This window comes from Curtobacterium luteum, from assembly GCF_014646995.1.
Taxonomy (GTDB): Bacteria; Actinomycetota; Actinomycetes; order Actinomycetales; family Microbacteriaceae; genus Curtobacterium; species Curtobacterium luteum.
In genome coordinates this window covers 436,977-461,604 of sequence record NZ_BMOI01000001.1, presented here as the reverse complement: position 1 = coordinate 461,604, position 24,628 = coordinate 436,977, and the positions used below count along the sequence as shown (strand labels likewise).

The 24,628-nt window shown below is 70.1% G+C and carries 23 protein-coding genes; 13 read left to right on the top strand and 10 right to left on the bottom strand.

Annotated features, from left to right (window positions below; translation table 11 throughout):
- The first annotated feature begins 2 nt into the window (after window positions 1-2).
- The 8 genes from ruvC to IEY20_RS01975 all read left to right on the top strand — a co-directional run bounded on the left by ruvC (window position 3) and on the right by IEY20_RS01975 (window position 8,416).
- The gene (ruvC, locus tag IEY20_RS02010) at window positions 3-668 is read left to right on the top strand and encodes a crossover junction endodeoxyribonuclease RuvC (RefSeq protein ID WP_022903773.1); all 666 of its coding nucleotides are present in this window, start codon (window positions 3-5) and stop codon (window positions 666-668) included.
- A complete protein-coding gene (gene ruvA / locus IEY20_RS02005; RefSeq protein ID WP_175329257.1) occupies window positions 665-1,285 on the top strand; it encodes a Holliday junction branch migration protein RuvA in 621 nt (206 codons plus the stop codon). The genes ruvC and ruvA overlap by 4 nt, the downstream gene beginning before the upstream one ends.
- Window positions 1,282-2,313, top strand: a complete 1,032-nt coding sequence (ruvB, locus tag IEY20_RS02000; protein ID WP_175329256.1) for a Holliday junction branch migration DNA helicase RuvB — start codon at window positions 1,282-1,284, stop codon at window positions 2,311-2,313. Before ruvA ends, ruvB begins: the two co-directional genes overlap by 4 nt.
- 115 nt (window positions 2,314-2,428) lie before the next feature.
- On the top strand, window positions 2,429-2,827 hold the full coding sequence (locus tag IEY20_RS01995) for a preprotein translocase subunit YajC (RefSeq protein WP_022903934.1): 399 nt from the start codon (window positions 2,429-2,431) through the stop codon (window positions 2,825-2,827).
- 89 nt (window positions 2,828-2,916) lie between these two features.
- The gene (gene secD / locus IEY20_RS01990) at window positions 2,917-4,668 is read left to right on the top strand and encodes a protein translocase subunit SecD (RefSeq protein WP_175329255.1); all 1,752 of its coding nucleotides are present in this window, start codon (window positions 2,917-2,919) and stop codon (window positions 4,666-4,668) included.
- Window positions 4,668-5,669: a protein translocase subunit SecF gene (secF, locus tag IEY20_RS01985; RefSeq protein ID WP_175329254.1), complete on the top strand. Its 1,002-nt coding sequence runs from the start codon at window positions 4,668-4,670 to the stop codon at window positions 5,667-5,669. Before secD ends, secF begins: the two co-directional genes overlap by 1 nt.
- The gene (locus IEY20_RS01980; RefSeq protein ID WP_175329253.1) at window positions 5,669-6,016 is read left to right on the top strand and encodes a rhodanese-like domain-containing protein; all 348 of its coding nucleotides are present in this window, start codon (window positions 5,669-5,671) and stop codon (window positions 6,014-6,016) included. The genes secF and IEY20_RS01980 overlap by 1 nt, the downstream gene beginning before the upstream one ends.
- Window positions 6,017-6,088: 72 nt before the next feature.
- On the top strand, window positions 6,089-8,416 hold the full coding sequence (locus tag IEY20_RS01975) for a RelA/SpoT family protein (RefSeq protein WP_229727804.1): 2,328 nt from the start codon (window positions 6,089-6,091) through the stop codon (window positions 8,414-8,416).
- An 18-nt stretch (window positions 8,417-8,434) separates the two neighbouring features.
- On the opposite strand, the gene IEY20_RS01970 is transcribed toward IEY20_RS01975, so the two are convergent.
- The 3 genes from IEY20_RS01970 to deoC form a co-directional block, all read right to left on the bottom strand.
- A complete protein-coding gene (locus IEY20_RS01970) occupies window positions 8,435-9,001 on the bottom strand; it encodes a type IV toxin-antitoxin system AbiEi family antitoxin (protein ID WP_175329252.1) in 567 nt (188 codons plus the stop codon).
- A gap of 127 nt (window positions 9,002-9,128) precedes the next feature.
- Window positions 9,129-10,082: an ROK family protein gene (locus IEY20_RS01965; RefSeq protein ID WP_175329251.1), complete on the bottom strand. Its 954-nt coding sequence runs from the start codon at window positions 10,080-10,082 to the stop codon at window positions 9,129-9,131.
- Window positions 10,083-10,173: 91 nt separating this feature from the next.
- Window positions 10,174-10,920, bottom strand: coding sequence for a deoxyribose-phosphate aldolase (deoC, locus tag IEY20_RS01960; RefSeq protein ID WP_307839800.1), 747 nt, complete (start codon window positions 10,918-10,920; stop codon window positions 10,174-10,176).
- Window positions 10,921-10,962: 42 nt separating this feature from the next.
- On the opposite strand from deoC, the gene IEY20_RS01955 reads away from it, so the two are divergent.
- The 4 genes from IEY20_RS01955 (at window position 10,963) to IEY20_RS01940 (ending at window position 15,251) form a co-directional block, all read left to right on the top strand.
- On the top strand, window positions 10,963-12,495 hold the full coding sequence (locus IEY20_RS01955; protein ID WP_175329250.1) for an SDR family oxidoreductase: 1,533 nt from the start codon (window positions 10,963-10,965) through the stop codon (window positions 12,493-12,495).
- The gene (locus tag IEY20_RS01950) at window positions 12,492-13,076 is read left to right on the top strand and encodes a GDSL-type esterase/lipase family protein (protein ID WP_175329249.1); all 585 of its coding nucleotides are present in this window, start codon (window positions 12,492-12,494) and stop codon (window positions 13,074-13,076) included. The genes IEY20_RS01955 and IEY20_RS01950 overlap by 4 nt, the downstream gene beginning before the upstream one ends.
- A complete protein-coding gene (locus tag IEY20_RS17335) occupies window positions 13,076-13,525 on the top strand; it encodes a DUF6804 family protein (protein WP_175329248.1) in 450 nt (149 codons plus the stop codon). The genes IEY20_RS01950 and IEY20_RS17335 overlap by 1 nt, the downstream gene beginning before the upstream one ends.
- Before the next feature lie 172 nt (window positions 13,526-13,697).
- On the top strand, window positions 13,698-15,251 hold the full coding sequence (locus IEY20_RS01940; protein WP_175329247.1) for a stealth family protein: 1,554 nt from the start codon (window positions 13,698-13,700) through the stop codon (window positions 15,249-15,251).
- Between the two features lie 150 nt (window positions 15,252-15,401).
- Here IEY20_RS01940 and IEY20_RS01935 read toward each other — a convergent pair whose 3' ends face one another.
- The 5 genes from IEY20_RS01935 to ctaE form a co-directional block, all read right to left on the bottom strand.
- Window positions 15,402-16,361: a phosphodiesterase gene (locus IEY20_RS01935; RefSeq protein ID WP_175329246.1), complete on the bottom strand. Its 960-nt coding sequence runs from the start codon at window positions 16,359-16,361 to the stop codon at window positions 15,402-15,404.
- Between the two features lie 171 nt (window positions 16,362-16,532).
- Window positions 16,533-18,221 (bottom strand): cytochrome bc1 complex cytochrome b subunit, encoded by a 1,689-nt coding sequence (gene qcrB / locus IEY20_RS01930; RefSeq protein ID WP_175329245.1) that lies wholly within the window; start codon window positions 18,219-18,221, stop codon window positions 16,533-16,535.
- Window positions 18,221-19,297: a cytochrome bc1 complex Rieske iron-sulfur subunit gene (qcrA, locus tag IEY20_RS01925; protein WP_175329244.1), complete on the bottom strand. Its 1,077-nt coding sequence runs from the start codon at window positions 19,295-19,297 to the stop codon at window positions 18,221-18,223. The genes qcrB and qcrA overlap by 1 nt, the downstream gene beginning before the upstream one ends.
- Window positions 19,298-19,330: 33 nt before the next feature.
- Window positions 19,331-20,140, bottom strand: coding sequence for a cytochrome bc1 complex diheme cytochrome c subunit (qcrC, locus tag IEY20_RS01920; RefSeq protein ID WP_175329243.1), 810 nt, complete (start codon window positions 20,138-20,140; stop codon window positions 19,331-19,333).
- A 21-nt stretch (window positions 20,141-20,161) separates the two neighbouring features.
- Window positions 20,162-20,800, bottom strand: coding sequence for an aa3-type cytochrome oxidase subunit III (ctaE, locus tag IEY20_RS01915; RefSeq protein WP_175329242.1), 639 nt, complete (start codon window positions 20,798-20,800; stop codon window positions 20,162-20,164).
- Between the two features lie 70 nt (window positions 20,801-20,870).
- On the opposite strand from ctaE, the gene trpD reads away from it, so the two are divergent.
- Window positions 20,871-21,926: an anthranilate phosphoribosyltransferase gene (gene trpD / locus IEY20_RS01910; protein WP_175329241.1), complete on the top strand. Its 1,056-nt coding sequence runs from the start codon at window positions 20,871-20,873 to the stop codon at window positions 21,924-21,926.
- Window positions 21,927-22,083: 157 nt separating this feature from the next.
- On the opposite strand, the gene glpK is transcribed toward trpD, so the two are convergent.
- Together glpK and IEY20_RS01900 are read right to left on the bottom strand one after the other, a co-directional pair.
- A complete protein-coding gene (gene glpK, locus IEY20_RS01905; RefSeq protein WP_175329240.1) occupies window positions 22,084-23,595 on the bottom strand; it encodes a glycerol kinase GlpK in 1,512 nt (503 codons plus the stop codon).
- Between the two features lie 77 nt (window positions 23,596-23,672).
- Complete coding sequence (locus IEY20_RS01900; RefSeq protein ID WP_175329239.1) at window positions 23,673-24,398, bottom strand: MIP/aquaporin family protein; 726 nt, start codon at window positions 24,396-24,398, stop codon at window positions 23,673-23,675.
- Window positions 24,399-24,628: the final 230 nt, after the last annotated feature.

The following is a 24,628-nucleotide window of genomic DNA, read 5'->3' as shown; positions in this document are numbered from 1 at the left end:
CGATGCTCCGGGTGCTCGGGGTCGACCCCGGGCTGACCCGGTGCGGCGTCGGCGTGGTCGAGGTCGCACCGAACCGGCGTGCCCGGCTCGTGCACGTGACCGTCGTCCGGACACCGGCGGACATGGCGCTCGAGCAACGGCTGCTGCGGATCGCCGACGGCATCGCCGCGGAGATCGACGAGCACCGCCCGCAGGCCGTCGCGGTCGAGCGCGTCTTCGCGCAGGCGAACGTCCGGACCGTCATGGGCACCGCCCAGGCGGCCGGGCTGGCCCTGCACGCCGCCGCGGCGCGCGGCCTGCCCGTCGGGCTCCACACGCCCTCCGAGGTCAAGGCGGCGATCACGGGCTACGGCAACGCCGACAAGCGACAGGTCCAGGCGATGATCGCCGCGGTCCTCGGGCTCGCTGAGGCCCCCAAGCCAGCGGACGCCGCCGACGCGTTGGCCCTGGCCGTCTGTCATGCCTGGAGGCTCGGATCACCCGACCAGGTCGGGTCCGGCCCGTCGACGCTCACGCCGGCCCAACGCGCGTGGCGGGACGCCCAGCAGGGGACGGGCGCGGATTCGCCCCTCGCGCGGGCAGCGGCGGCCGCGGCGCGCGGCGGCGCACGGGGCGTCGCGCGTGGTGCTGGGGCATCGTCGGTGGGCGGCCCTAGGCTCGGAGCATGATCGCGAGTCTCCGGGGCACCTGCATCGACGTCGCCGGGTCGAGCGTGGTGATCGAGGTCGGTGGTGTCGGGTACGCCGTCACCGTCACACCCGCTCACGCCCTCACGATGCGGCACGGCGCCGAGGTCTTCGTGCGCACCGCCATGATCGTGCGTGAGGACGAGCACCTCCTCTTCGGGTTCGAGACCACCGACGCGCTCCGCGTCTTCGACCTCCTCCGCAGCGTCTCTGGCGTCGGACCGAAGTCCGCGCTCGGCGTCCTGGCACACATGGACCCCGGCCAGATCGCGACCGCCGTCGCGCACGAGGACGACGCCGCCTTCCGCAAGGTGTCCGGCATCGGCCCGAAGACCGCGAAGCTCATCACGGTCGCCCTCGCCGGCAAGCTCGCCGCGTTCGAGCAACCGGCCGCTGTGACACCCGGCTCGGCGACGGGCGCGCACCCGGCATCGGACGACGTCGTGATCGCCCTGGTCGGTCTCGGCTGGCGCGAGGACGCCGCCCGTTCCGCGGTCGACGCCGTGGTCACCGAGGACCCGGCCGCCGCGACGTTCGGCACGCAGGCACTGCTCCGTGCCGCACTCGGGGCCCTGCGTCCCGCCGGTGCCGGCCGGTGAGCGGCATCACGGCAGCGGGCGCCGAGTCGCAGGAGGAACTCGCGTTCGAAGGAGCGCTGCGTCCGCGGTCGCTCGACGAGTTCGTCGGACAGCGCAAGGTCCGGGGGCAGCTCGACCTCCTGCTGAAGGCCGCCGCGATGCAGGAGCGCACCCCCGACCACATCCTGATGGCCGGGCCGCCCGGGCTCGGCAAGACCACGCTCGCGATGATCGTGGCGCACGAGTCGGGCAGGCCCCTGCGGATGTCCAGCGGGCCGGCGATCCAGCACGCCGGTGACCTCGCCGCCGTGCTCTCGTCACTCGTCCCCGGCGAGGTCCTCTTCATCGACGAGATCCACCGGATGGCGCGTTCGGCGGAGGAGATGCTCTACCTCGCGATGGAGGACTTCCGGATCGACGTCATGGTGGGCAAGGGCGCCGGGGCGACGAGCATCCCGCTCGACCTCGCGCCGTTCACCCTGGTCGGCGCCACGACCCGCTCCGGGCTCCTGCCGAACCCGCTCCGTGACCGCTTCGGCTTCACCGCGCACCTCGAGTTCTACGAGAAGGACGAGCTCGAGCAGGTGCTCATCCGCGCCGCCCACCTCCTCGAGCTCGACATCGACCGGACCGCCCTGCGTGAGATCGCCGGACGGAGTCGGGGGACCCCGCGCATCGCGAACCGGCTCCTGCGCCGCGTCCGCGACTTCACGCTCGTGCACCGACCGCGCGACGGCATGGCCGCGGTGCAGGGAGCGCTCGAGCTGTACGACGTCGACGAGCTCGGACTCGACCGGCTCGACCGGGCGGTGGTCGAGACGATGCTGACCCGGTTCGACGGAGGACCGGTGGGGCTCAACACGCTCGCCGTGGCCGTCGGGGAAGAATCCGAGACCATCGAGTCCGTGGTGGAGCCGTTCCTCGTCCGGGTCGGTCTCGTGACACGGACGCCACGCGGTCGGATCGCCACACCCCAGGCCTGGCGGCACTTCGGCCTGGCGCCGGGGCAGACGTCGGGCGGCCCCGCGCTGTTCGACGACGCGGACTGAGCCGACCGCACCCCTCCGCACAGACTGTGCACGAGCCGGGTGGACAGGTTCCCGTCCGGCGCGTGCCCTAGACTGCTACGGCCCGAAACCGAGCAACCAGAGAAGGCATCGCATCATGGGTCAAGAAGTCGTCCTCATCGTCATCGTCGTGGCGTTCGCGGCCTTCATGTTCTACAACAGCCGCAAGCGCAAGAAGCAGCAGGCCGACCTCGCCACCAAGATGGTGCCGGGCGCGCAGGTCATGCTCTCGTTCGGCCTCTACGGCAAGCTCCTGTCGGTCGACGACGAGAAGGTCACCGCCGAGGTCGAGATCGCCCCGGGCACGATCGTGACCGTGCACCGTCAGACGCTCTCGCGCGTGGTCGACGAGACCGCGGACGACGTCGACACCGCCGTCGCGCCGGAGGACGAGCCGAAGCGCGTCACCGAGCTCAACGGTCAGCCGGTCATCGACGACCAGGCCCCGACCTACGGTGAGCGCACCGACGAGACGAACCGCAAGAACGACCACTGACAACCTGGGCTGCCGGGTCGTGAGGCCCGGCGGCACCGCTCCTGCCGTCGGCTCCCGTCGTCGGTCCTGACAGAAAGACGAGACGACCGGTGGCACGATCGACACCCGTCAAGAAGGCGCTCCGCTCGCTCACCTGGTTGGTGATCCTGATGGCGGTCCTCGCGGGGCTCAACACCGCCGCGTCGATCCTGGCGAGCACCACCAAGGACGACACCGGGAAGTGGTTCGCCGGCGCGAGCTGGGTGCCGGAGCTGGCACTGGACCTCCAGGGCGGCACGCAGCTGACCCTGGCGGCGCAGAACACGGAGGGTGACTCGGTCACGAGCCAGCAGCTCAACCAGGCCGTCAACATCATCCGCCAGCGCATCAACGCGACGGGTGTGTCGGAGTCGCAGATCAACACCCAGGGGACGAACAACATCGTCGTCTCCATCCCGGGCAAGCCCGACAAGGCGACGATCGACCGGATCGAGGCCGCGGCGAAGCTGACGTTCCGCCCGGTGCTCTACACCGAGGCCGCGACGAACGCCGCGGTCGGCGGCAGCGGCTCCACCGCCTCACCCACGCCGTACACGCCGCCCGCGTCGCTCCAGGCGACGCCGAGCACGAAGCCGACGAACGGCAGCGACCTGTCGCAGGTGACCCCGGCGCTGCAGGCCCTGTACGACAACTACAACTGCAAGGCGCCGGACGACGTCACGACCGCCCCGGACGACGAGCCGCTCGTCACGTGCGACCAGGACGGCACCGCGAAGTACATCCTCGGTCCGGTCGAGGTCTCGGGCTCCGGCATCAGCAACGCCACCTCGGGCCTGGCCACCGACTCGCAGGGCGCCTCGACCGGTCAGTGGGCCGTCAACCTGACCTTCTCGGGCAAGAGCTCGGACGACTTCCGTGACGTCACGAGCCGCCTGGTCAAGCTGCAGGCGCCGCAGAACCAGTTCGCGATCGTCCTGGACGGCACGATCATCACGGCCCCCGCCGCCAACGCCGCGATCACGAACGGCAAGGCGCAGATCTCCGGCAACTTCACCGCGGAGTCCGCGAAGACGCTCGCCGACCAGCTCAAGTACGGCGCGCTGCCGATCAACTTCCAGGTGCAGTCGAACGAGAACATCTCGGCGACGCTCGGTACGGCGCAGCTCGTCGGCGGACTCGTCGCGGGCCTGATCGGCCTCATCCTGGTGATCATCTACTCGGTCATCCAGTACCGGGCACTCGCGTTCGTCACCGTCCTCTCGCTGGCGGTCGCCGCGGCCCTGACCTACCTCGTCATCGCGATCATGTCGTGGCGCGTCGACTACCGGCTCTCGCTCGCGGGCGTCGCCGGTCTGATCGTGGCGATCGGCATCACGGCGGACTCGTTCATCGTGTACTTCGAACGCATCCGCGACGAGCTGCGCGACGGACGCGGTCTCGAAGGCGCGGTCGAGGCCGGTTGGCGCCGAGCCCTCCGCACGATCCTCGCGTCCGACTCGATCAACTTCCTCGCCGCGGTCGTGCTCTACATCCTCGCGGTGAGCGACGTGAAGGGCTTCGCGTTCACGCTGCTCCTCACGACCCTGATCGACGTCGTCGTGGTGGTGCTCTTCACGCACCCGATGATGCAGCTCATCGCCCGCAGCCGGTTCTTCGGCGAGGGGCACCGGTTCAGCGGGCTCGACCCGTCGGCCCTCGGCGCGGTCTACCGCGGACGCGCGCAGTTCCGCGCACCGGTGGTCGACGGCAAGCGCCAGCGACGCAGCGCCGGTGAGGCGCAGCGCCGCCAGACCATCGCCGAGCGCAAGGCCCGCGAAGCCGCGGGCGACACCGGCAGCACGCCGGACGGGAAGGACGACTGATGGCCAGCTTCAGCCAGTTCGGCAGCGACCTCTACACGGGGAAGCGGTCGTACGACATCGTCGGCCGGCGCCGCGCGTGGTACCTCGTCGCGATCATCGCGATCGTGCTCTCGCTCGGGGTGCCGTGGCTCCGGGGAGGGTACCAGCTCGGGATCGAGTTCACCGGCGGTTCGGAGTTCACGATCTCCGACGTCAAGACCACCGACCAGACGATCGCGACCGACACCGTCGAGTCGATCGTCCCGGAGGGCATCCCGCGCGTCTCCCAGCTCGGCCAGCACGGTATCCGCGTGCAGACCGGCCAGCTGACCGACCGAGAGACCACCGAGGTCCAGGACGCCCTCGCGAAGGCGTACGGCGTGCCGGACAGCCAGGTCGCCGCGACCTTCATCGGTGCGACCTGGGGTGCGGACGTCCTCGCGCAGGCGATCCGGGGCCTGGTGATCTTCCTCGCCCTCGCCGCCGTGGTCATGGCGCTCTACTTCCGTACCTGGAAGATGTCGGTCTCGGCGATGGTGGCGCTGCTGCACGACCTGCTGATCACGGCGGGCGTCTACGGCATCGTCGGCCTCGAGGTCACGCCCGCCGCGGTGATCGGCTTCCTGACGATCCTCGGCTACTCCCTGTACGACACGGTCGTGGTCTTCGACAAGGTCCGGGAGAACACCTCCCAGGAGAGCTCGCGGACGTTCACGCAGTCGGTCAACCTCGCCGTGAACCAGACGCTCGTCCGGTCGATCAACACCTCGGTCGTCGCCCTGCTGCCCGTCGCGGCGATCCTCTTCATCGGGTCCTACGTCCTCGGCGCCGGCACACTCCGCGACATCTCCCTCGCCCTGTTCATCGGCATCATCGTCGGCACCTACTCGACGATCTTCATCGCGTCGCCGATGTACGCCCACCTGCGCGAGAACGAGCCGAAGATCCGCCAGGCCGATGCCAAGAAGGTGCAGGCGGCGGCGAAGCGGCAGCAGCAGGTCGACGCGACGGCCGACGTCTGATGGCGGTCGAGATCACCGACATCGACGTCGCCGAAGCCCGTCGTCGTCTCGCTGCGGGCGCGAAGCTCTTCGACGTGCGCGAGCAGTCCGAGTGGGACGAGGTGCACGCCCCCGAGGCGACGCTCGTCCCGATGTCGGAGCTCGTCGCCCGGTGGCAGGAGATCGACGGCGGGGACACCCCGGCGATGGTCATCTGCCACTCGGGTGGCCGCTCGGCCCGGGTCGTCGCGGCCCTCGAACAGTCCGGCGTCCCGGCGGTGAACGTCGTCGGCGGGATGACCGCGTGGGAGCAGTCGGGCGCCGAGGTCGTCCGCGGTGCTCAGAGCGAACCGCGTCACGAGCACTGACCGGACGCGCGTAGTCTTGTCGGATCGAACGCGGAGCGAATCCGCTCCGGACGAGGTCTCGGGAGGCGCATCATGACCGACACGCGCGAATCCACGCCGTCGGACGCCGCGAGCCGCCCGGCCTCGCCCGCCCGCCCGACGAGCCCCATCGGTCCGAACACGACCGGCAACATCGGGTCGCTCCGGTCGTTGCTGCCGCGCCTGTTCTCCCGCGCACAGCCCGCCGGCGCCGTGGACACGCTGATCCGCACGGTCCGCTCGCACCACCCGAAGGCCGACGTCACGCTCATCGAGCGGGCGTACTCGACCGCCGAGCAGGCCCACGACGGCCAGAAGCGCAAGTCCGGCGAGCCGTACATCACGCACCCGGTGGCGGTCGCGCAGATCCTCGCCGACCTCGGCATCGGGACGATCACCATCGCCGCGGCGCTCCTGCACGACACGGTCGAGGACACCGACTACCAGCTCGATCAGCTCCGTGCCGACTTCGGCGACGAGATCGCGATGCTGGTCGACGGTGTCACGAAGCTCGACAAGGTCAAGTACGGCGACAGCGCGCAGGCCGAGACGGTCCGCAAGATGGTCATCGCGATGTCGAAGGACATCCGCGTGCTCGTCATCAAGCTCGCCGACCGCCTCCACAACGCCCGCACGTGGGGCTTCGTGGAGTCAGCGTCCGCGACGCGCAAGGCCAAGGAGACGCTCGAGATCTACGCGCCGCTGGCGCACCGGCTCGGCATCCAGATGATCAAGCTGGAGCTCGAGGACCTCTCGTTCGCGGTGCTCCACCCGAAGCTCTACGTCGAGATCGACAGCCTCGTCAAGGAGCGGCAGCCGAAGCGCGAGCAGTTCGTGCAGAACGTCATCGGCACCTTGAAGAAGGACCTCAAGGCCGCGAAGATCCGTGGCGACGTGATGGGGCGCCCGAAGCAGTACTACTCGATCTACCAGAAGATGATCGTGCGCGGGCGCGAGTTCGACGAGATCTACGACCTCGTGGGCATCCGGGTGCTCGTCCCGACCGTCCGCGACTGCTACGCGATGCTCGGGTCCGTCCACGCCCGGTGGACGCCGCTGCCGGGTCGCTTCAAGGACTACATCGCGACGCCGAAGTTCAACCTCTACCAGTCGCTGCACACCACGGTCCTCGGGCCGCAGGGGCGGGCGGTCGAGATCCAGATCCGCACGCACGAGATGCACCAGCGCGCCGAGTTCGGTGTCGCCGCGCACTGGAAGTACAAGCAGCGGGTCACCGGTCGCGACGTCGACACCTCGAGCCAGGACGACCAGGACATGGCCTGGCTCGCCCACATCACGGACTGGCAGGCCGAGACCAGCGACCCGGGCGAGTTCCTCGACTCCCTCCGCTACGAGATCGGCGCGAAGGAGACCTACGTCTTCACCCCGCAGGGCAAGGTCATCGGCCTGCCCTCCGGCGCGACCCCGGTCGACTTCGCGTACGCCGTGCACACCGAGATCGGGCACCGCACCATGGGCGCCAAGGTCAACGGCCGGCTCGTCCCGCTCGAGAGCGCGCTGTCGAGCGGCGACGTCGTGGAGATCTTCACCTCGAAGAACCCCGACTCCGGCCCGAGCCAGGACTGGCTGCAGTTCGTGCGGAGCCCCCGCGCCCGGAACAAGGTCAAGCAGTGGTTCACGAAGGAGCGCCGCGAGGAGGCGATCGAGCAGGGCCGCGACGCCATCGCACGCGCGATGCGGAAGCAGAACCTGCCGTTGCAGCGCATCCTCAGCCAGGACACCATCGCCGAGGTCGCCTCGTCAATGCGCTACGAGGACGTGTCCGCGCTCTACGCCGCGATCGGCGAGGGTCACGTGTCGACCCAGTCCGTGATCGAGAAGGTGCTCGGGAGCGTCCAGACCGAGACCGAGACGGACGAGCCGGAGCTCGCGTTCCCGCGACAGATCACCAGCCGGCAGCTGCGTAACAGCGACTCGGGCGTGCTCGTTCGCGGCGCCCCGGACATCCTCGTGAAGCTCGCGAAGTGCTGCACCCCGGTGCCGGGCGACCAGATCGTCGGCTTCATCACCCGCGGGCAGGGCGTGTCGGTGCACCAGGCGGCGTGTTCGAACGTCAAGTCGCTGATGAACGAGCCCGACCGGATGATCGAGGTCGAGTGGGCGCCGTCGTCGAAGTCGGTCTTCCTCGTGCAGATCCAGATCGAGGCGCTGGACCGTTCAGGCCTGCTCAGCGACGTCACACGGGTGCTGACCGACCACCACGTCAACATCCTCTCGGCGACGGTCTCGACGTCCTCCGACCGCCTGGCGCTCAGCCGGTTCGTGTTCGAGATGGGTGACACCACCCACCTCGACCGCGTGCTGAACGCCGTACGCCGGATCGACGCCGTGTACGACGTCTACCGCGTCAGCGCCGGCTGACGCAGCCCCGCGCCGGGCTCACGCACCGGGCGCACAGAACACGGTGGCCATCCGCCGCTCCGCCTGGCGGGCCATCGGGACAACGCCGAGCCGTTCGAGGGCGTGCCGGAGGTCGTCGAGCGGTACGAGCCCGGTGACGACCAGGCCCCGCACGGCGTCCTCGTCCGCCCGGTGCATGCGACCCGCGGACGGCCCCGGGGCCCGCAGCAGGTCGACGGCCGTGCGCAACGGGACCGTGAGGCGGAGCCCCGCCAGTTCCGTGACGTCCTCCGGAGCGAGTCCGACGTCACGGACCCGGACGGTCGGGTCGTCGACCCGCAACCGGACTCGTCCGGGCAGCACGCACTCGTGGGGGAGCGGCGACCGCGAGAGCGCTCCCCACACCCAGGCTGCGGTGCGGGTCGCGGCGACGAGCCGCCGGTCCGGCAGCGACCAGGCGGCGGCCGCGGCGCGCAGCGCCGCGTCCTGCGGCTCGGCAGGGGACGCCCAGCACTCGCCGACGGCGACGAGTTCGCCGGCCAGGACGGCCGCGCGGAGTTCTGCCTCCGGCCAGTCGTCGGTCGTCAGCAGGCGCGGTCGGGGCACCTCGTCATCCTGCCCGACGCGCGTGCTCCAGCCGGTCGCCTGTGGACAGGACGGGCGTGCCGGAGGGCTGCCGTGCCTCCCGGCCGCAGCGCGTCAGCGCCCGACGACGCCGCACGATCGCTCCCGGTCAGCGCAGCACGTCGGCGCGGTGCACGAGCGCCGCAGCGCCGATGAGCGGTCCGTCCTGCGACAGACCGGTCGGGACGATCCGCACCTTCGTGACGAAGGGGAACTCGGCCCGCTCCGCGACCGCCTGCCGCGCGTACTCGAAGAGGTCGGGGGAGACGTGCGAGAAGCCGCCGCCGATCGCGACGACCTCGAGGTCGACCAGGCTCGTGGCGGCGGCGATCGCCTGCCCGAGCGCGCGACCGCTGCGCTGGACGGCGGCCACCGCGACCTCGTCACCCGCGGCGTACGCGGCCGCGAGCTCCTCGCCGGTCGTGCCGGTGAACCCCTGACGCTGCGCCCACGCGACCGTCTTGGGGCCGCTGGCAACGGCCTCGAGGCAGCCGGTCCCGCCGCAGGCGCACGGGTCGTCGAAGCCACCGCACTCGACGTGCCCGATGTGCCCGGCGTTGCCGGTGGGGCCGCTCACGGTCCGGCCGTGCAGGATCAGCCCGCCGCCGACGCCCGTCGAGACGATCATGCCCATGACGTGGTCGGACCCCTGCGCGGCACCGACCCAGTGCTCCGCGAGCGTGATGGCGAGGCCGTCCATCCGGAGCGTCACCGGCACGCCGGCGGGGACGTGCTGCGCGACGCGGTCACGGAGCGGGTAGTCGCGCCAGACCGGCATGTTGAGCGGCGACACGAGACCGTTGACCTCGTCCACGGGGCCGGCCGACCCGATCCCGACACCGATGAGCGTCGCGTCCGCGGGCAGGGTCGCCAGCGTCGCGGTGACGACCTCGTCGACGGCGGCCTGCAGCTCGTCGGAGGTCCGGCCGGGGCCGGTCGGGCTGCGGTGCCGCGTCCCCGGCAGGACGACGCCCTGGTCGGTGACCAGGGCCGCCTCGACCTTGGTGCCGCCGAGGTCGACCGCCAGGGCGAGGGACGGGGACTGGGTGGTGCTGTCGGTCATGATCGCTCCGGTGCGACGGCCTGGAGGCTCACAGCACGTCCGGTGCGCACGCTGGCGCCCGGCGGGTGCTCGCCCCCGGGGGGGGTGAGGGTCAGTAGGACGAGGTGTCGTCGCCGAGCGACGACGCGGCACCGGTCTCGGTGCGGTGCGCGAGCTCGTCGAGGATGCGGGCGGAGGCGCTCGTGCCGATGCGGTCCGCGCCGGCTGCGACCATCTCGAGCAGGGTGTCGAGCCCGCGGACGCCGCCGGAGGCCTTCACGCCCGTGTCCGGCCCGACGGTCTCGCGCATGAGGCGGATGTGCTCGGCGGTCGCCCCGCCACCGGCGAACCCGGTGGAGGTCTTGACGAAGGCGGCGCCGGCGCGCTGTGCGGCGCGGGAGGCGGCGACGATCTCGTCGTCGGTGAGGAACGCGGTCTCGAGGATGACCTTCACGACGGTGTCGCCCGCGGCGTCGACCACGGCGCGGACGTCCTGCTCGACGCGCTCCCAGTCGCCGGACTTCGCGGCGCCGACGTTCTGCACCATGTCGAGCTCGAAGGCGCCGTCGGCGAGGGCCTGCAGCGACTCGGCGACCTTGGTCGCGGTGGTGGTCGTGCCGTGGGGGAAGCCGATCACGGTCCCGACGCCGACCCCGGTGCCGGTCAGCCGCTCGACCGCGTGCGCGACGTCGCTCGGTCGGACGCACACGCTGAACACCCGGTACGCCGCTGCCTCGTCGAGCTGGGCGTCGACGTCCGTGCGGGTGAGCTCGGGCTTCAGGATCGCGTGGTCGATGAGGGCCCGGACCGCGTCGGCGGTGACGGCGTCGGGGGCGCTGGGGATCGCTGCGTTGTCCACCCGGCAAGCCTACCCGGAGGCGACGCGCGTACCGTGCCCAGCATGCACGTCCTCGTCACCGGCGCCACCGGGTACATCGGCGGTCGTCTCGTCCCACGGCTCCTCGAAGCCGGCCACACGGTCCGTGTCTACGCGCGGACCCCGCGGAAGCTGCAGGACGTCCCCTGGCACGACGACGTCGAGATCGCCGAGGGCGACCTGATGGACGCCCGAGCGGTCCGCGCAGCCGTCGAGGGGATCGACGCGGTCTACTACCTCGCGCACGCGATGGGTGCCGACGGCGACTTCGAACGCGCCGAGACGCAGGCGGCCGGGACGATGGGCCACGAGGCACGCGTCGCCGGGGTCCGGCGCTTCGTCTACCTCGGCGGCCTGCACCCGGACGGCGAGCTGTCGAAGCACCTGCGGAGCCGCAAGGAGGTCGGGGACGTCCTGCTGCGGTCCGGAGTCCCGACGATCGCGTACCAGGCCGGCGTCGTCATCGGTTCCGGGAGCACCTCGTTCGAGATGATCCGCCACGTCACCGACGTCCTGCCGTGGATGCCGGCGCCGAAGTGGGTGCGCAACCACATCCAGCCGATCGCCATCCGCGACGTCCTCTACTACCTCGTGCAGGCCCTCGAGATCCCGGCCGACGTGAACCGCACGTTCGACATCGGCGGCCCGGACGTCCTCCGGTACGGGCAGATGCTCAACGGGTACGCGGTCGAGGCGAAGCTGCCGCAGCGCGGTATCGCGTCGCTGCCGGTGCTGACGCCCGGACTCGCCGCCCACTGGTTCAACATCGTCACCCCCATCCCGCGGAAGCTCGCGCGGCCCATCATCGAGTCGCTGCAGTTCGAGTGCGTGCAGCGTGAACACGACATCGACCAGTACGTCCCCGCGCCCCCAGGGGGCCTCACACCGTACCGGCGCGCGGTCCGCCTGGCGCTCGCGCGCATGCGGACGGGCCAGGTCGAGACGAGCTGGCGCAACGCGACGCTCGCGGCGACGCCCGCGGACCCGCTGCCGAGCGACCCGGACTGGGCGGGGCACACCGTCTACGTCGACGACCGCAAGCGGCACACCGACGCGTCCGCGGCCGACGTCTGGCGCGTCGTCGAGTCGATCGGCGGCGACAACGGCTGGTACTCGTTCCCGCTCGCCTGGGTGGCGCGGGGCTGGATGGACAAGATCGCCGGCGGCGTCGGGCTCAGCCGTGGCCGACGTGACCCGCAGCGTCTGGAACAGGGCGACGCACTCGACTGGTGGCGCGTGGAGCGGCTCGACCGCGGGCGCTACCTGCGCCTCCGGGCCGAGTTCAAGTCGCCGGGCCGCGCGTGGCTCGAGATGACGGTGACGCCGTCCGTGGACGGCGGGAGCGACTACCACCAGCGGGCGATCTACTTCCCGCAGGGGCTGTCCGGACGCCTCTACTGGTACTCGATCCTGCCCTTCCACGGCGTGATCTTCCCGGGCATGGTGGAGCGCATCACGGCAGCCGCCGAGCGGGAGTCGCACAACACCGACTCGACCTCCCGCAACCGGACCCAGCACAATGGGTCCGCGGAGACGTCGCACGAGGAGGCAGCATGACCGAGGACCGACCCACCGTCCTGTTCCTGGGGGACAGCATCACCGAGGCAGGGGACTGGGAGAACCGGCTGCCGGGGGAGCGCACCGCCAACCACGGCGTCGGCGGTGACACCACCGACGGGGTGCTCGCCCGACTGGACGCCGTCGTGGCCGCGGAGCCCGAGGTGATCGTCCTGCTCATCGGCACGAACGACTTCGGCAACCACCGGGCGAGCGTCGAGCACGTCGTCCGCAACGTCGAGACGATCCTCGTGACCCTGCGTCGCGAGCTCCCGGGTGTGCGGCTCCTGCTCGTGTCGGTGCTTCCCCGGCAGGCCGAGTTCCGGGCGAAGATCGAGGAGGCGAACCGCCACCTCCGGCAGTTCGTCGCCACCTGCCACGCGCAGTACCTCGACGCCTGGCCCGCGCTGGCTGACGGCGACCACCTCGCCGACCGCTTCACCGACGACGGGCTGCACCTCAACGACGAGGGGTACCGCGCCTACCTCGACGAACTCGAGCCGGCGCTCGAGCGGGTGCGCGGCCTCCCGCCGATGTCGCGGCCGTTCCGCGCGATCGACCTCGACGGCGCCTCCGCCTGATGGCGGCACGGAAAGGACGACCCACCATCGGGTCGTCCCAGCAGGGCGTGCCTGCGCGTCCCGCTCCCCGCACGCCGGCTCGTCCGGCCCCCCGCAGCTCGGGCAGCGACAGGGAACTCCCGCCGTACACGCGGCCGGCGCTCGCACCGTCGCTGCTCGCGGCCGTGGTCCTCCTCGCGTGCGTGGCACTCGTCGACTCGTCGGCCTTCGTGTTCGCACGGTGGGGCGTCACCGTGCTCGCCCTCATCGTCCTGGTCTTCGCCGTCCGCGGTCGGACCTGGTGGGCCGGACTCATCATGGTCGCCGTGGCGGTGTGCTGGAACCCGCTCGTCGTCGTCCCGGTCCCCGGCGAGGCGTGGGCTGCGCTCCAGGTGGTCGCCGCGGCGCTGTTCATCGCCGTCGGGCTCGCGGTGAAGGTGCCACGGGAGACCGACCCGACCCGGCCCTGAGCGGCCGCTGCGTCGCCGACGGGAGGGCCGTGACGGGCGCGACCCGCGCCTCCCGTCCGACGGTGACGGACGTGCCCCGACCGCCCACCTGCCGCGCGCACCCGCGGTCTGTCCGGACGGTAGGATCAGTCCGTCGGGTGCAGGACCCGGCCGATCGACCCGAAGGGCATGGATGAGCGACGAGACCGAGCCGGTGACCGAGAGTCCACTGCTGAACCCTCGACCGTCGTCCGGCGGTCTCGACCGGCCCGACGTCGTGGTGCGCAAGGGTCGGCTGACGCTCATCAACGGCCACCTGACGCCGCAGCAGTCCATGATCGAGGACCTGCTGTTCCTCGACGACGCCCTCACCGCCGGTGACGTCGACCACCTCCTCATCCGCGGCAACGACCAGCGCCCCGTCATCGCCGTGGACGAGCGGGACCGCCAGCGTGCCGAGAGCGCCGTGATGGCGGCGGCCGCGAACGAGCCCTTCTACGCCAAGCCCCCGAAGCGCCCGGCCGTCCTGGTGCTCGACGACGGCTTCGGCGCTCCCGACGAGCCCGTGCTCCGCCTCTTCCGTCCGCGGCTCGAACCCCTCGGACGCCTCCGCTACGGAGCCGAGACGAGCGTGCAACTCGAGTTCTGGCGCGTCACGGACATCGAGGTGCTCGCGCCCGTCGAGAACGCCCTCATGCGCCGCAGTCTCCCCATCGACGAGTTCGTGGTGGCGGACATCGAGCGGTACGGGCGGACCTGGCGCACGGTCGAGCACATGTTCGACGACCACGTCTCCGACATCCGTTTCCCGATCGACATCGTGTTCTCGTGGGTCGACGGCAACGCGATCGAGTACCAGCGCGCCCGCCAGGCCGCGCAGGCGACCGCCGTCCTTGGGGAGGGCGACGACGCCCCCGCCCGCTTCCGGCAGATCGACGAGCTGAAGTACGCCCTGCGTTCGGTGCACACCTTCGCGCCGTGGATCCGGCAGATCTACATCGCGACGGACTCGCCGGCGCCCAAGTGGCTCGCCGACCACCCGAAGGTCCGGATCGTCCGCAGCGAGGAGTTCTTCGCCGACCCGTCCGTCCTGCCGACGCACAACTCGCAGGCGGTGGAATCGCAGCTCCACCACATCCCGGGCATCAGCGAGCACTTCATCTACTCGAACGACGACATGTTCTTCGGGCGGCTCGCTGACCCGTCGGTGTTCTTCAGCCCGGGCTCGGTGACGAAGTTCATCGTCGCCGACACCCGCATCGGCCTCGGGTCGAACAACCCGGCGCGCAGCGGCTTCGAGAACTCGGCCCGGGTGAACCGGCGGCTCCTGCAGCAGCGGTTCGGCGCCGTCACGACGCGACACCTCGAGCACGCACCGACTCCGCTGCGCGCGTCGATCATGACCGAGATGGAGCACGAGTTCGCGGACGAGTTCCGTTCGACGGCGGCGTCACGGTTCCGTGCGGCGGACAACATCTCGGTGACGAACTCGCTGTACCACTACTACGCGCTGCTCACCGGCCGGGCGATCATCCAGGAGAACTCGTCGGTCCGCTACGTCGACACGACCATGCAGTCCGGGCTGAAGACCCTCGACGACCTGTTGAAGAAGCGCAACGTCGACTTCTTCTGCCTCAACGACGGCAGCTTCCCCGAGGTGAGCGACGAGGAGCGTACGGAGCGTGTGACGGACTTCCTCGAGAAGTACTTCCCGTTCCCGGCGCCGTGGGAGCGGCCCGGCGCGTAGGACGCGCGAGCGTCCGCCCGGGCCTGGGCCTGAGTCTGGGTCTGGGCCTGGGCTGGCCGTGGGTGTGGTCGCGAGACGCGCGCGCTCCGACGTTGCACCCGTCGATCGACCGGTGTTCCGTCGGAGCGCGCGCGTTGCCTCGGGCGACGACTACGGGTGGACGGGGGAGAGCGGTACCGAGTCCAGGGTGAAGACCGGGATGCTCGACGTCACCGGAGCCGGCTCGACGGCCGGGGGGATCCGGACGCCGGCAGCCGCGAGCCGCGCCTCGGTCTCGACGGCCGACACCGGTTCACCCACGGTCGCGTAGTGCCCGATCGGCACGACGGAGTGGACGACGTGGCGGCCGTACACGTGGACGAGGTTGAACGACTGGGCTCCGTCGCGACCCCGGGTCCCGGCTTGGAACTCCATGAGGTCCTGCGTGTAGCAGGTGGCGCTCGCGACCGACACCGGGATGCCCGCGAACACGGCGCTCGTCGAGTAGTGCAGGTGCCCGGCGATGATGCCGATCACGTCGCTGCCCTCGACGACCTCGGCGAGGCTCGCCTGGTCGCGCAGTTCGACGAGCACGGCGAGGTCTTGCACGCTCGGGACGGGCGGGTGGTGCATCGCGAGGATCGTGCCGTGCGGAGCCGCCTCCGACAGGACCTCGGCGAGCCAGTCGAGCTGCTCGGGGGAGACCTCGCCGTGGTGCGCGCCCGGCACGCTCGTGTCGAGGGTGATGACCCGGAGGCCGTTCACGTCGTAGACGAAGTCCACCGGGCGATCGGTGGGGTGCAGGCCGAAGAGCTCCTGGCGGAACGCGCCACGCTCGTCGTGGTTGCCCATCGCCCAGATGACCTGTGCGCCGATGCGGGCCGCGGCCGGCTCCAGGAGGTCGCGCACCCGCGCGTAGGCTCCCGGCTCACCCTTGTCGGCAACGTCGCCTGTCACGACGATCGCTTCGGGGCGTGCCCCGGAGGCTTCGATGTCGGCGATGATCTCGGCCAGTCGCGCGGCCGGGTCGACGTCTCCGTAGAGGGGCCCGTCACCGCTGACGAGGTGGGTGTCGCTGAGGTGGAGGAGGAAGTGGTTCGGCCTGGGGTGTTCGGCCGTCCGGCTGTCCATCGGTTTCTCGTTCCGTTGGCGGATGCGTTGCACAACACGCTGCCACAGGAATCTGAATCGTTGATGAACTGCAGGGGGTGTTTCGGGACGACCGAAACGGCGAACCCCCCGACCACGACGTGGCCGAGGGGTTCGCTGTGCTTCGCGCGGGGGTGAGACCGCTTCCGACCGTCAGTGGTTGCCGGCGCCCACAGCGGCAGCGGGGTGCTCACCCTCGGTCAGCTCGGGCCCGTGGTGCGCGGCGTGCGCAGCCTCGAGCTCGGCCTTCGTGACCGGGGCGATGCGGTCCTCGAAGAAGAACCGGGACACATTCGCGCGGGCCTTCTGGAGACCGGTGATCCGACCCCGAGCATCCGGACGGACCATGAGCGGCTTGTACTCGTTGAACTGCAGCAGGCGCCAGCGCTCGTACTCGTCGAGGGGCTCGTGAACCTCGATGTACTCGCCGTGGGGGAGTCGGACGATGCGGCCCGACTCGTAGCCGTGCAGCACGATCTCGCGGTCCTTCTTCTGGAGGGCCAGGCACACGCGCTTCGTGATCCAGAAGGCGACGAACGGGCCGAGGACCGTCGTGGCCTGGATCACGTGGATCACGTGGTCGATCGACACCATGAAGTGCGTCGCGATGATGTCCGACGAGGCCGCTGCCCAGAGGCTCGCGTAGAGCGTGATGCCGGCGGCACCGAGGCCCGTGCGGGTCGGGGCGTTGCGCGGACGGTCGAGGATGTGGTGCTCGCGCTTGTCGCCCGTGGCCCAGGCCTCGACGAACGGGTAGATGAACATCGCCACGATGAGGCCCAAGAGGACCGCGATCGGCACGAGGATGTTGAACGACACCGTGTAGCCGAACCAGACGACCTCCCAGTGCGGGGGCACCAGTCGGAGCGCGCCGTCGGCGAAGCCGATGTACCAGTCGGGCTGCGTACCGGCCGACACCGGGGAGGGGTCGTACGGTCCGTAGTTCCAGATCGGGTTGATCGTGAACAGCGACGCGATGAGGGCGAGGATGCCCGCGACGATGAAGAAGAACCCACCGGCCTTCGCGGCGAACGCCGGGAGGATCGGGACGCCCACGACGTTGTCGTTGGTCTTGCCCGGACCGGCGAACTGCGTGTGCTTGTTGATGACGACGAGGACGAGGTGGACGCCGAGCACCGCGACGAGGATCGCCGGCAGCAGCAGGATGTGCAGCGTGTAGAGGCGACCGACGATGTCCGTGCCCGGGAACTCGCCACCGAAGAGCAGGTAGGCGATCCAGACACCGATCACCGGGACGCCCTCGATCATGCCGACGATGATCCGGAGACCGTTGCCGGACAGCAGGTCGTCGGGGAGCGAGTAGCCGGTGAAGCCCTCGGCCATGGCGAGCACCCAGAGGACGAAGCCGAAGACCCAGTTGAGCTCACGCGGCTTGCGGAACGCGCCGGTGAAGAAGACGCGGGCCATGTGCAGCATCACCGAGGCGATGAAGAGCAGGGCGGCCCAGTGGTGGATCTGTCGGACGAACAGGCCACCGCGGATGTCGAACGAGATGTTCAGCGTCGACTGCAGCGCGGTCGACATCTCGACGCCCTTCAGCGGGACGTACGCGCCCTGGTACACGACCTCGGCCATCGACGCCTGGAAGAAGAACGTCAGGAACGTGCCCGACAGCAGGATGACGACGAAGCTGTACAGCGCGACCTCGCCGAGCATGAAGCTCCAGTGGTCGGGGAAGATCTTGCGACCGACCTCCTTCACCAGGCCCGAGATGCTCGTGCGCTCGTCGATGTAGTTGGCAGCGGCCCCGATGATGCGGGAGCCGCGTTCGGGCGCCGGCTTCGTGGCCGACGTCGTCGCGGGACGGGTGGTTGTGCTCATCAGCGCTCACGCTCCCAGAAGGACGGTCCGACCGGCTCGTGGAAGTCGCTCTGCGCAACCAGGTAGCCGTCGTCGTCGATCGCGATCGGAAGTTGGGGGAGGGGACGTGCGGCCGGTCCGAAGATGACCTCGCAGTTGTTCGAGACATCGAACGTCGACTGGTGGCACGGGCAGAGCAGGTGGTGCGTCTGCTGTTCGTACAGGGCGACCGGGCACCCGACGTGGGTGCAGATCTTCGAGTACGCGACGATGCCGTCGTACCCCCAGTTCTCCTGCCCCTTGGCGGGGTGGAGGTCCTGCGGGTCGAGGCGCATGAGGAGGACGGCGGCCTTGGCCTTCTCCTCCAGCATGTCCTCCTTGTCGAGCATGCCGTCCGGGATGACGTGGAACACCGAACCGATGGTCACGTCGGACGCCTTGATCGGCAGACCCGTCGGGTCCTTCGTCAGGCGTGTGCCCTTCGCCCACATGGTGTGGCGGAGGAGTTCGTTCGGGTCGGCCGCGGGCGCGAGGTCGCGCACGAGGACGATCCCGGGGAGCGGGAACGCCGCCAGGGCACCGATCATCGAGTTGCGGATCAGCTTGCGACGGCTGAACCCGGACTCCTTGTCGGCGAGCTGGAAGGCCTCGACGGCCTTGGCACGGGTCGCGTCGGTCCCGCGGGTGCCGTGGCGCATCTCGGTGATCTCGCGGTCGACCACGAGGGACTTCGACCAGTAGACGGCACCGAGGCCGAGTGCGAGGAGCGCGAGCGTGATCGACAGCCCGAGCCAGAGGTTCGCGAGCCGGACCGTGCCGAAGTCGTCTTCCTTGATCGGGAAGGCGACGTACGCGGCGATGGCCAGCACGCTGCCGACGATCGACAGGTAGAAGAACGTCGCGACCTGGCGCTCGGCCAGCCGCTGCTTCTTCGGGTCGACGTCGGTGCGGCGCGCGCGGTGCGGCGGCTCGCCCGGGTTCTCGAACGGGTCCGCGGGCACGACCGCGGTGCCGACCGAGGCGGTGGTGCCGTGCGTCGTGCCGTGCTTCTCGACAGCCGAGGACGAGTTCAGTGCCTCGTCGTCGTGCTCTGCCATGGTGTTCCCTTCAGTGTCGTTCGACACGGACGATCAGTTGGACTTCGCGGTCAGCCAGACGGTCATCGCGACGACCGCGCCGAGTCCGAAGATCCAGATGAACAGACCCTCTGCCACCGGCCCGATGGAGCCGAGGGCGAATCCGCCGGGCGACTTGTTGTCCTGCACGTACTTGAGGTACGAGATGACGTCGGCCTTCTGCTGCGGGGTCAGGTTCAGGTCGTTGAAGACCGGCATGTTCTGCGGGCCGGTGAGCATGGCCTCGTAGATGTGCTTGCCGGAGACCTTCTGCAGGTTCGGGGCGTACTTGCCCTCGGTCAGGGCACCGCCGGCGCCGGCCACGTTGTGGCACATCGCGCAGTTGATGCGGAACAGCTCGGCGCCCTCGGCCGCGTCGCCCTTGCCGTCGGTGAGGTCCGACGACGGGACCGCGGGTCCGGGGGCGAGCGACGCGACGTACTGCGCGAGCGCGTCGACCTGCTCGTCGGTGAACTGCGCGGGCTTCTCCTCGGCCTGGGGGCCCGAAGCGGCCATCGGCATGCGACCGGTGCCGACCTGGAAGTCGACCGAAGCGGCGCCGACGCCGATGAGCGACGGGCCCTCACCCGTGCCCTGGGCGTTCAGCCCGTGGCAGGTGGCGCAGTTCGAGGCGAAGAGCTTCTCGCCCTCGTTGACCTTCGACTGCGTCGACGCGGCGGACACCGAGCTGGTGCTGCTGTCGGCGTTCGCCGAGGAGCTGAACAGCGCGTACGCACCGCCGGTGGTCATCAGACCGACGACGATGAGCGAGACGGTCGCCAGTGGTGACCGGCGGCCCTTCTTGGACTTGGTTCTGTTGAACATGCTGTGGGGGCTATCCAGTTCCTACTTGAGAAGGTAGATGACGGCGAAGAGGCCGATCCAGACGACGTCGACGAAGTGCCAGTAGTACGACACGACGATGGCGGTGGTCGCTTCCTTGTGACCGAAGTTCTTGGCGGCGAACCCGCGACCGAGGGTCAGCAGGAACGCGATGAGGCCACCCGTGACGTGGAGGCCGTGGAAGCCGGTCGTCATGTAGAAGGCCGAGCCGTAGGCGCTGGAGGAGAGCGTGACGCCCTCGTGCCAGAGGTTGGCGTACTCGAAGACCTGCCCGCAGACGAAGATCGCGCCCATGCAGTACGTGACGAAGAACCACTCGGTCATGCCCCACTTGAAGGGGCTCCAGCTCGTCCGGTGGACCTGGAAGCGCTCGGCGGCGAAGACCGCGAACTGGCAGGCGAAGCTGGACAGCACCAGGATGATCGTGTTCACCGACGCGAACGGCACCTCGAGCTTGGCGGTCTCGGTGGCCCAGAGCTCGGGGGAGGTGCTGCGGAGCGTGAAGTAGATCGCGAACAGGCCGGCGAAGAACATGACCTCGCTGCCCAGCCACACGATCGTCCCCACGGCCACGGCGTTGGGCCTGTTCAGGACCGGTGCGGTGGCAGATCTGGAGAGAGGGGTGCTAGTCACAGACTCCATTATGGCCGAAACCACCGACAGTGTTTTCGCAGCCAACTGGTGGGTCGCTCGAATTCACTACGATCGGATCATGCACGACCAACTCACCTGGCCCTCGGTGATCAGCGCGCTCATGGCGCGCCAGGACCTCTCGATCAGGCAGTCCACATGGGCCATGGAGGAGATCGTCCAGGGACGCGCGACCGCCGCCCAGATCGCGGCCTTCGCCGTGGCCCTCCGCGCGAAGGGCGAGACGGTCGACGAGGTCGTCGGCTTCCGCGATGCGATCCTCGACGCCGCGGTCCCGCTGGACGTCGACCCGATGGCGCTCGACATCGTGGGCACCGGCGGCGACGTGGTCGGCACGGTGAACGTCTCGACGATGGCGGCCATCGTGGTCGCTGCCGCCGGCGTCCCGGTCGTCAAGCACGGCAACCGCGCGAGCTCGTCGAAGTCCGGCTCGAGCGACGTGCTCGCGGCCCTCGGGCTCGACCTGACGATGGACGCCGCGCGTGTTGCGGACACCTTCCGGCGTGTCGGGCTGACCTTCGCCTTCGCCAGCGCCTTCCACCCCGGCTTCGCGCACGCGGCCCCGGTCCGCCGCGAGATCGGCGTGCCGACGGTCTTCAACTTCCTCGGCCCGCTCGTCAACCCCGCCCGGTGCGAGGCCAACGCCGTCGGGGTGGCGCAGCTCGAGCTCGTCCCGATCATCACGGGCGTGTTCCAGACCCGCGGGGCGACGGCGCTCGTGTTCCGCGGCGACGACGGGCTCGACGAGCTCACCACCACCGGTCACAGCCACATCTGGGAGGTCACCGGCGGGCGCATCATCGAGCACGACCTCGACCCGCGCGACCTCGGCATCGCCCGCGCGCGCACCGATGACCTCCTCGGAGGTGACCCCGAGCACAACGCGGCCGTGGTGCACCGGGTCCTCGAGGGCGAGACCGGCCCGGTCCGCGACATCGTCCTGCTGAACGCCGCCGCCGGCCTGGTGTCGTTCCGCCTGGCCGAGGACCCGGCCGAGGCCGACCGTCCGATCCTCCAGCGCTTCCGCGAGCAGCTCGCCGTCGCGGCCGAGGCGATCGACTCCGGCGCGGCGACGCGGAAGCTCGCCGACTGGGTCGGCAGCGCCCCCGCCGCCTGACGAGCCGCCCGTACCTGGTCCCGCAGGTACGACGCGTGCCGTCGCAGGCACGACTCGCGTCGTCGACGGCGCCCCGCGCCCACCGCGACGCCAGGGAGGCGCGGTGCCGGTCTCGTGGACCGGCACCGCGCCTCCAGGCGGTCGCGTCAGGCGACGACTACTGCACGTCCTCGTCGACCCAGTCGAAGGTCTTGGTGACGGCCTTCTTCCAGAGCCGGAGCGTGCGCTCGCGCTCGGCTTCGTCGAGCTGCGGCTCCCAGCGCTTGTCCTCCTGCCAGTTGGCGCGGAGCTCGTCGAGGTTCGCCCAGAACCCGACGGCGAGACCGGCCGCGTAGGCGGCGCCGAGCGCGGTGGTCTCCGCGACGACGGGACGCACCACGGGCACGTTCAGGATGTCGGCCTGGAACTGCATGAGCGCGTCGTTCGCGGTCATGCCGCCGTCGACCTTGAGCTCCGTCAGGTCCACACCGGAGTCCGCGTTCACCGCGTCGAGGACCTCGCGGGTCTGCAGCGCGGTGGCCTCGAGGGCGGCGCGGGCGATGTGCCCCTTGTTGACGAAGCGCGTCAGGCCGACGATCGCACCGCGGGCGTCCGGACGCCAGTACGGCGCGAACAGGCCCGAGAACGCCGGGACGAAGTACACACCGCCGTTGTCCTCGACCGTCTTGGCGAGGGCCTCGACCTCCGGGGCGCTGCCGATGAGCCCGAGGTTGTCGCGGAGCCACTGGATGAGCGAGCCCGTGACGGCGATCGAGCCCTCGAGCGCGTAGTGGGTCTCCTGGTCGCCGAGCTTGTAGCCGACGGTGGTGAGGAGGCCGTTCTCCGACCGGACGATGTCCGTGCCCGTGTTGAAGATGAGGAAGTTGCCGGTGCCGTAGGTGTTCTTCGACTCGCCCTCGTCGAACGCCGCCTGGCCGAACGTGGCCGCCTGCTGGTCGCCGAGGATGCCGGCGATCGGCACCTCGCGGAGGAGGCTGGACGACTCGACGTGGCCGTAGACCTCGGAGGAGCTGACGATCTCCGGGAGCATCGACGCCGGCACGCCGAAGTCGGCCAGGATGTCGTCGCGCCACGAGAGCGTCTCGAGGTCCATGAAGAGGGTGCGCGAGGCGTTCGTGACGTCCGTCTTGTGCACGCCGCCGTCGACGCCGCCGGTCAGGTTCCAGAGGACCCAGGTGTCGGTCGTGCCGAACAGGAGGTCGCCGGCCTCGGCCTTCTCGCGCGCGCCGTCGACGTTCTCGAGGATCCAGGCGATCTTCGTGCCGGAGAAGTAGGTCGCGAGCGGGAGCCCGACGATCGACTTGTACCGGTCGGTGTCCCCGTCGGCGAGCTTGTCGACGATCGACTGCGTGCGGGTGTCCTGCCAGACGATCGCGTTGTAGACGGGCTGGCCGGTGGTCTTGTCCCACACCACCGCGGTCTCGCGCTGGTTGGTGATGCCGACGGCTGCGACGTCGTGCCGCGTGATGTCGGCGCGGGAGAGCGCCTGGCCGATGACCTCGCGGGTGTTGTCCCAGATCTCGATCGGGTCGTGCTCGACCCACCCCGCGCGCGGGAAGATCTGCTCGTGTTCCTTCTGTCCGACGGACACGATCGAACCGGAGTGGTCGAACACGATCGCTCGGGTGGAGGTGGTGCCCTGGTCGATGGCGACGATGTAGTCGGCCATTGGTGCTCCTTACGGGTGTTGGGTGTGCCGCGGCCGGCAGCGGTGCCGGCCGCGGCGGTGGTGAGAGAGGGAGAGGACTAGGAGACGATCGGCAGGAGGAAGGTCGAGGCGCCGGCCGCGAGTGCGCCGCCGATGAGCGGACCGACCACCGGGACCCAGGCGTAGGACCAGTCGCTCGAGCCCTTGCCCTTGATCGGCAGGAAGGCGTGCGCGAGGCGGGGGCCGAGGTCACGGGCCGGGTTGATGGCGTAGCCGGTGGGGCCACCGAGCGAGACGCCGATCGCGATGACGAGGAAGGCGACGGGGACCGCGCCGAGTTCCTTCGGCGTGCCGCCGTTCGTGAACGCGAGGACGACGAACACGAGGACGAAGGTGCCGATGACCTCGGTGACGAGGTTCCAGCCGTAGCTGCGGATGGCCGGGCCGGTCGAGAACACGCCGAGCTTGGCGGCCGGGTCCGGCTCTTCGTCGAAGTGCAGCTTGTAGGCGAGCCAGACGATGACCGCACCGATGACCGCGCCGATGAGCTGCGCGATCCAGTACAGGAACATCTCGCCGACGGTGATCTTGCCGAGCAGGGCCAGCGCGAGGCTCACCGCCGGGTTGAGCTGACCGCCCGAGCTGTACGACACCGTGACGCCGGCGAAGACGGCGAAGCCCCAGCCGATCGTGACCATGAGGAAGCCCGCGCCGAAGCCCTTCGACTTCGTGAGGGACACGGCGGCGACGACACCGCCACCGAGGATGATGAGCATCGCCGTACCGACGAGCTCGGAGAGGAAATTGACGCCGATGCCGTCCATCGGTGACCTCCAGTGCGTGAGGGTGGGGGTCCCGGTGGTGCTGCTGACCGGCACTCCCCGTTGAGTGATTGGGGCGAGCATACTGACGCGGATCAAGGCTCCGCGACGGAATCGCGAGCGATCCGCGGGAAAGTGCACGAACGTGCATCTGGCCTGCGAGATCGCCCGTTCTGGCGGTGCTGCTGGCCTGGAACATGGTGCACGAACGTGCACGTCGGCCGAACGGTCGG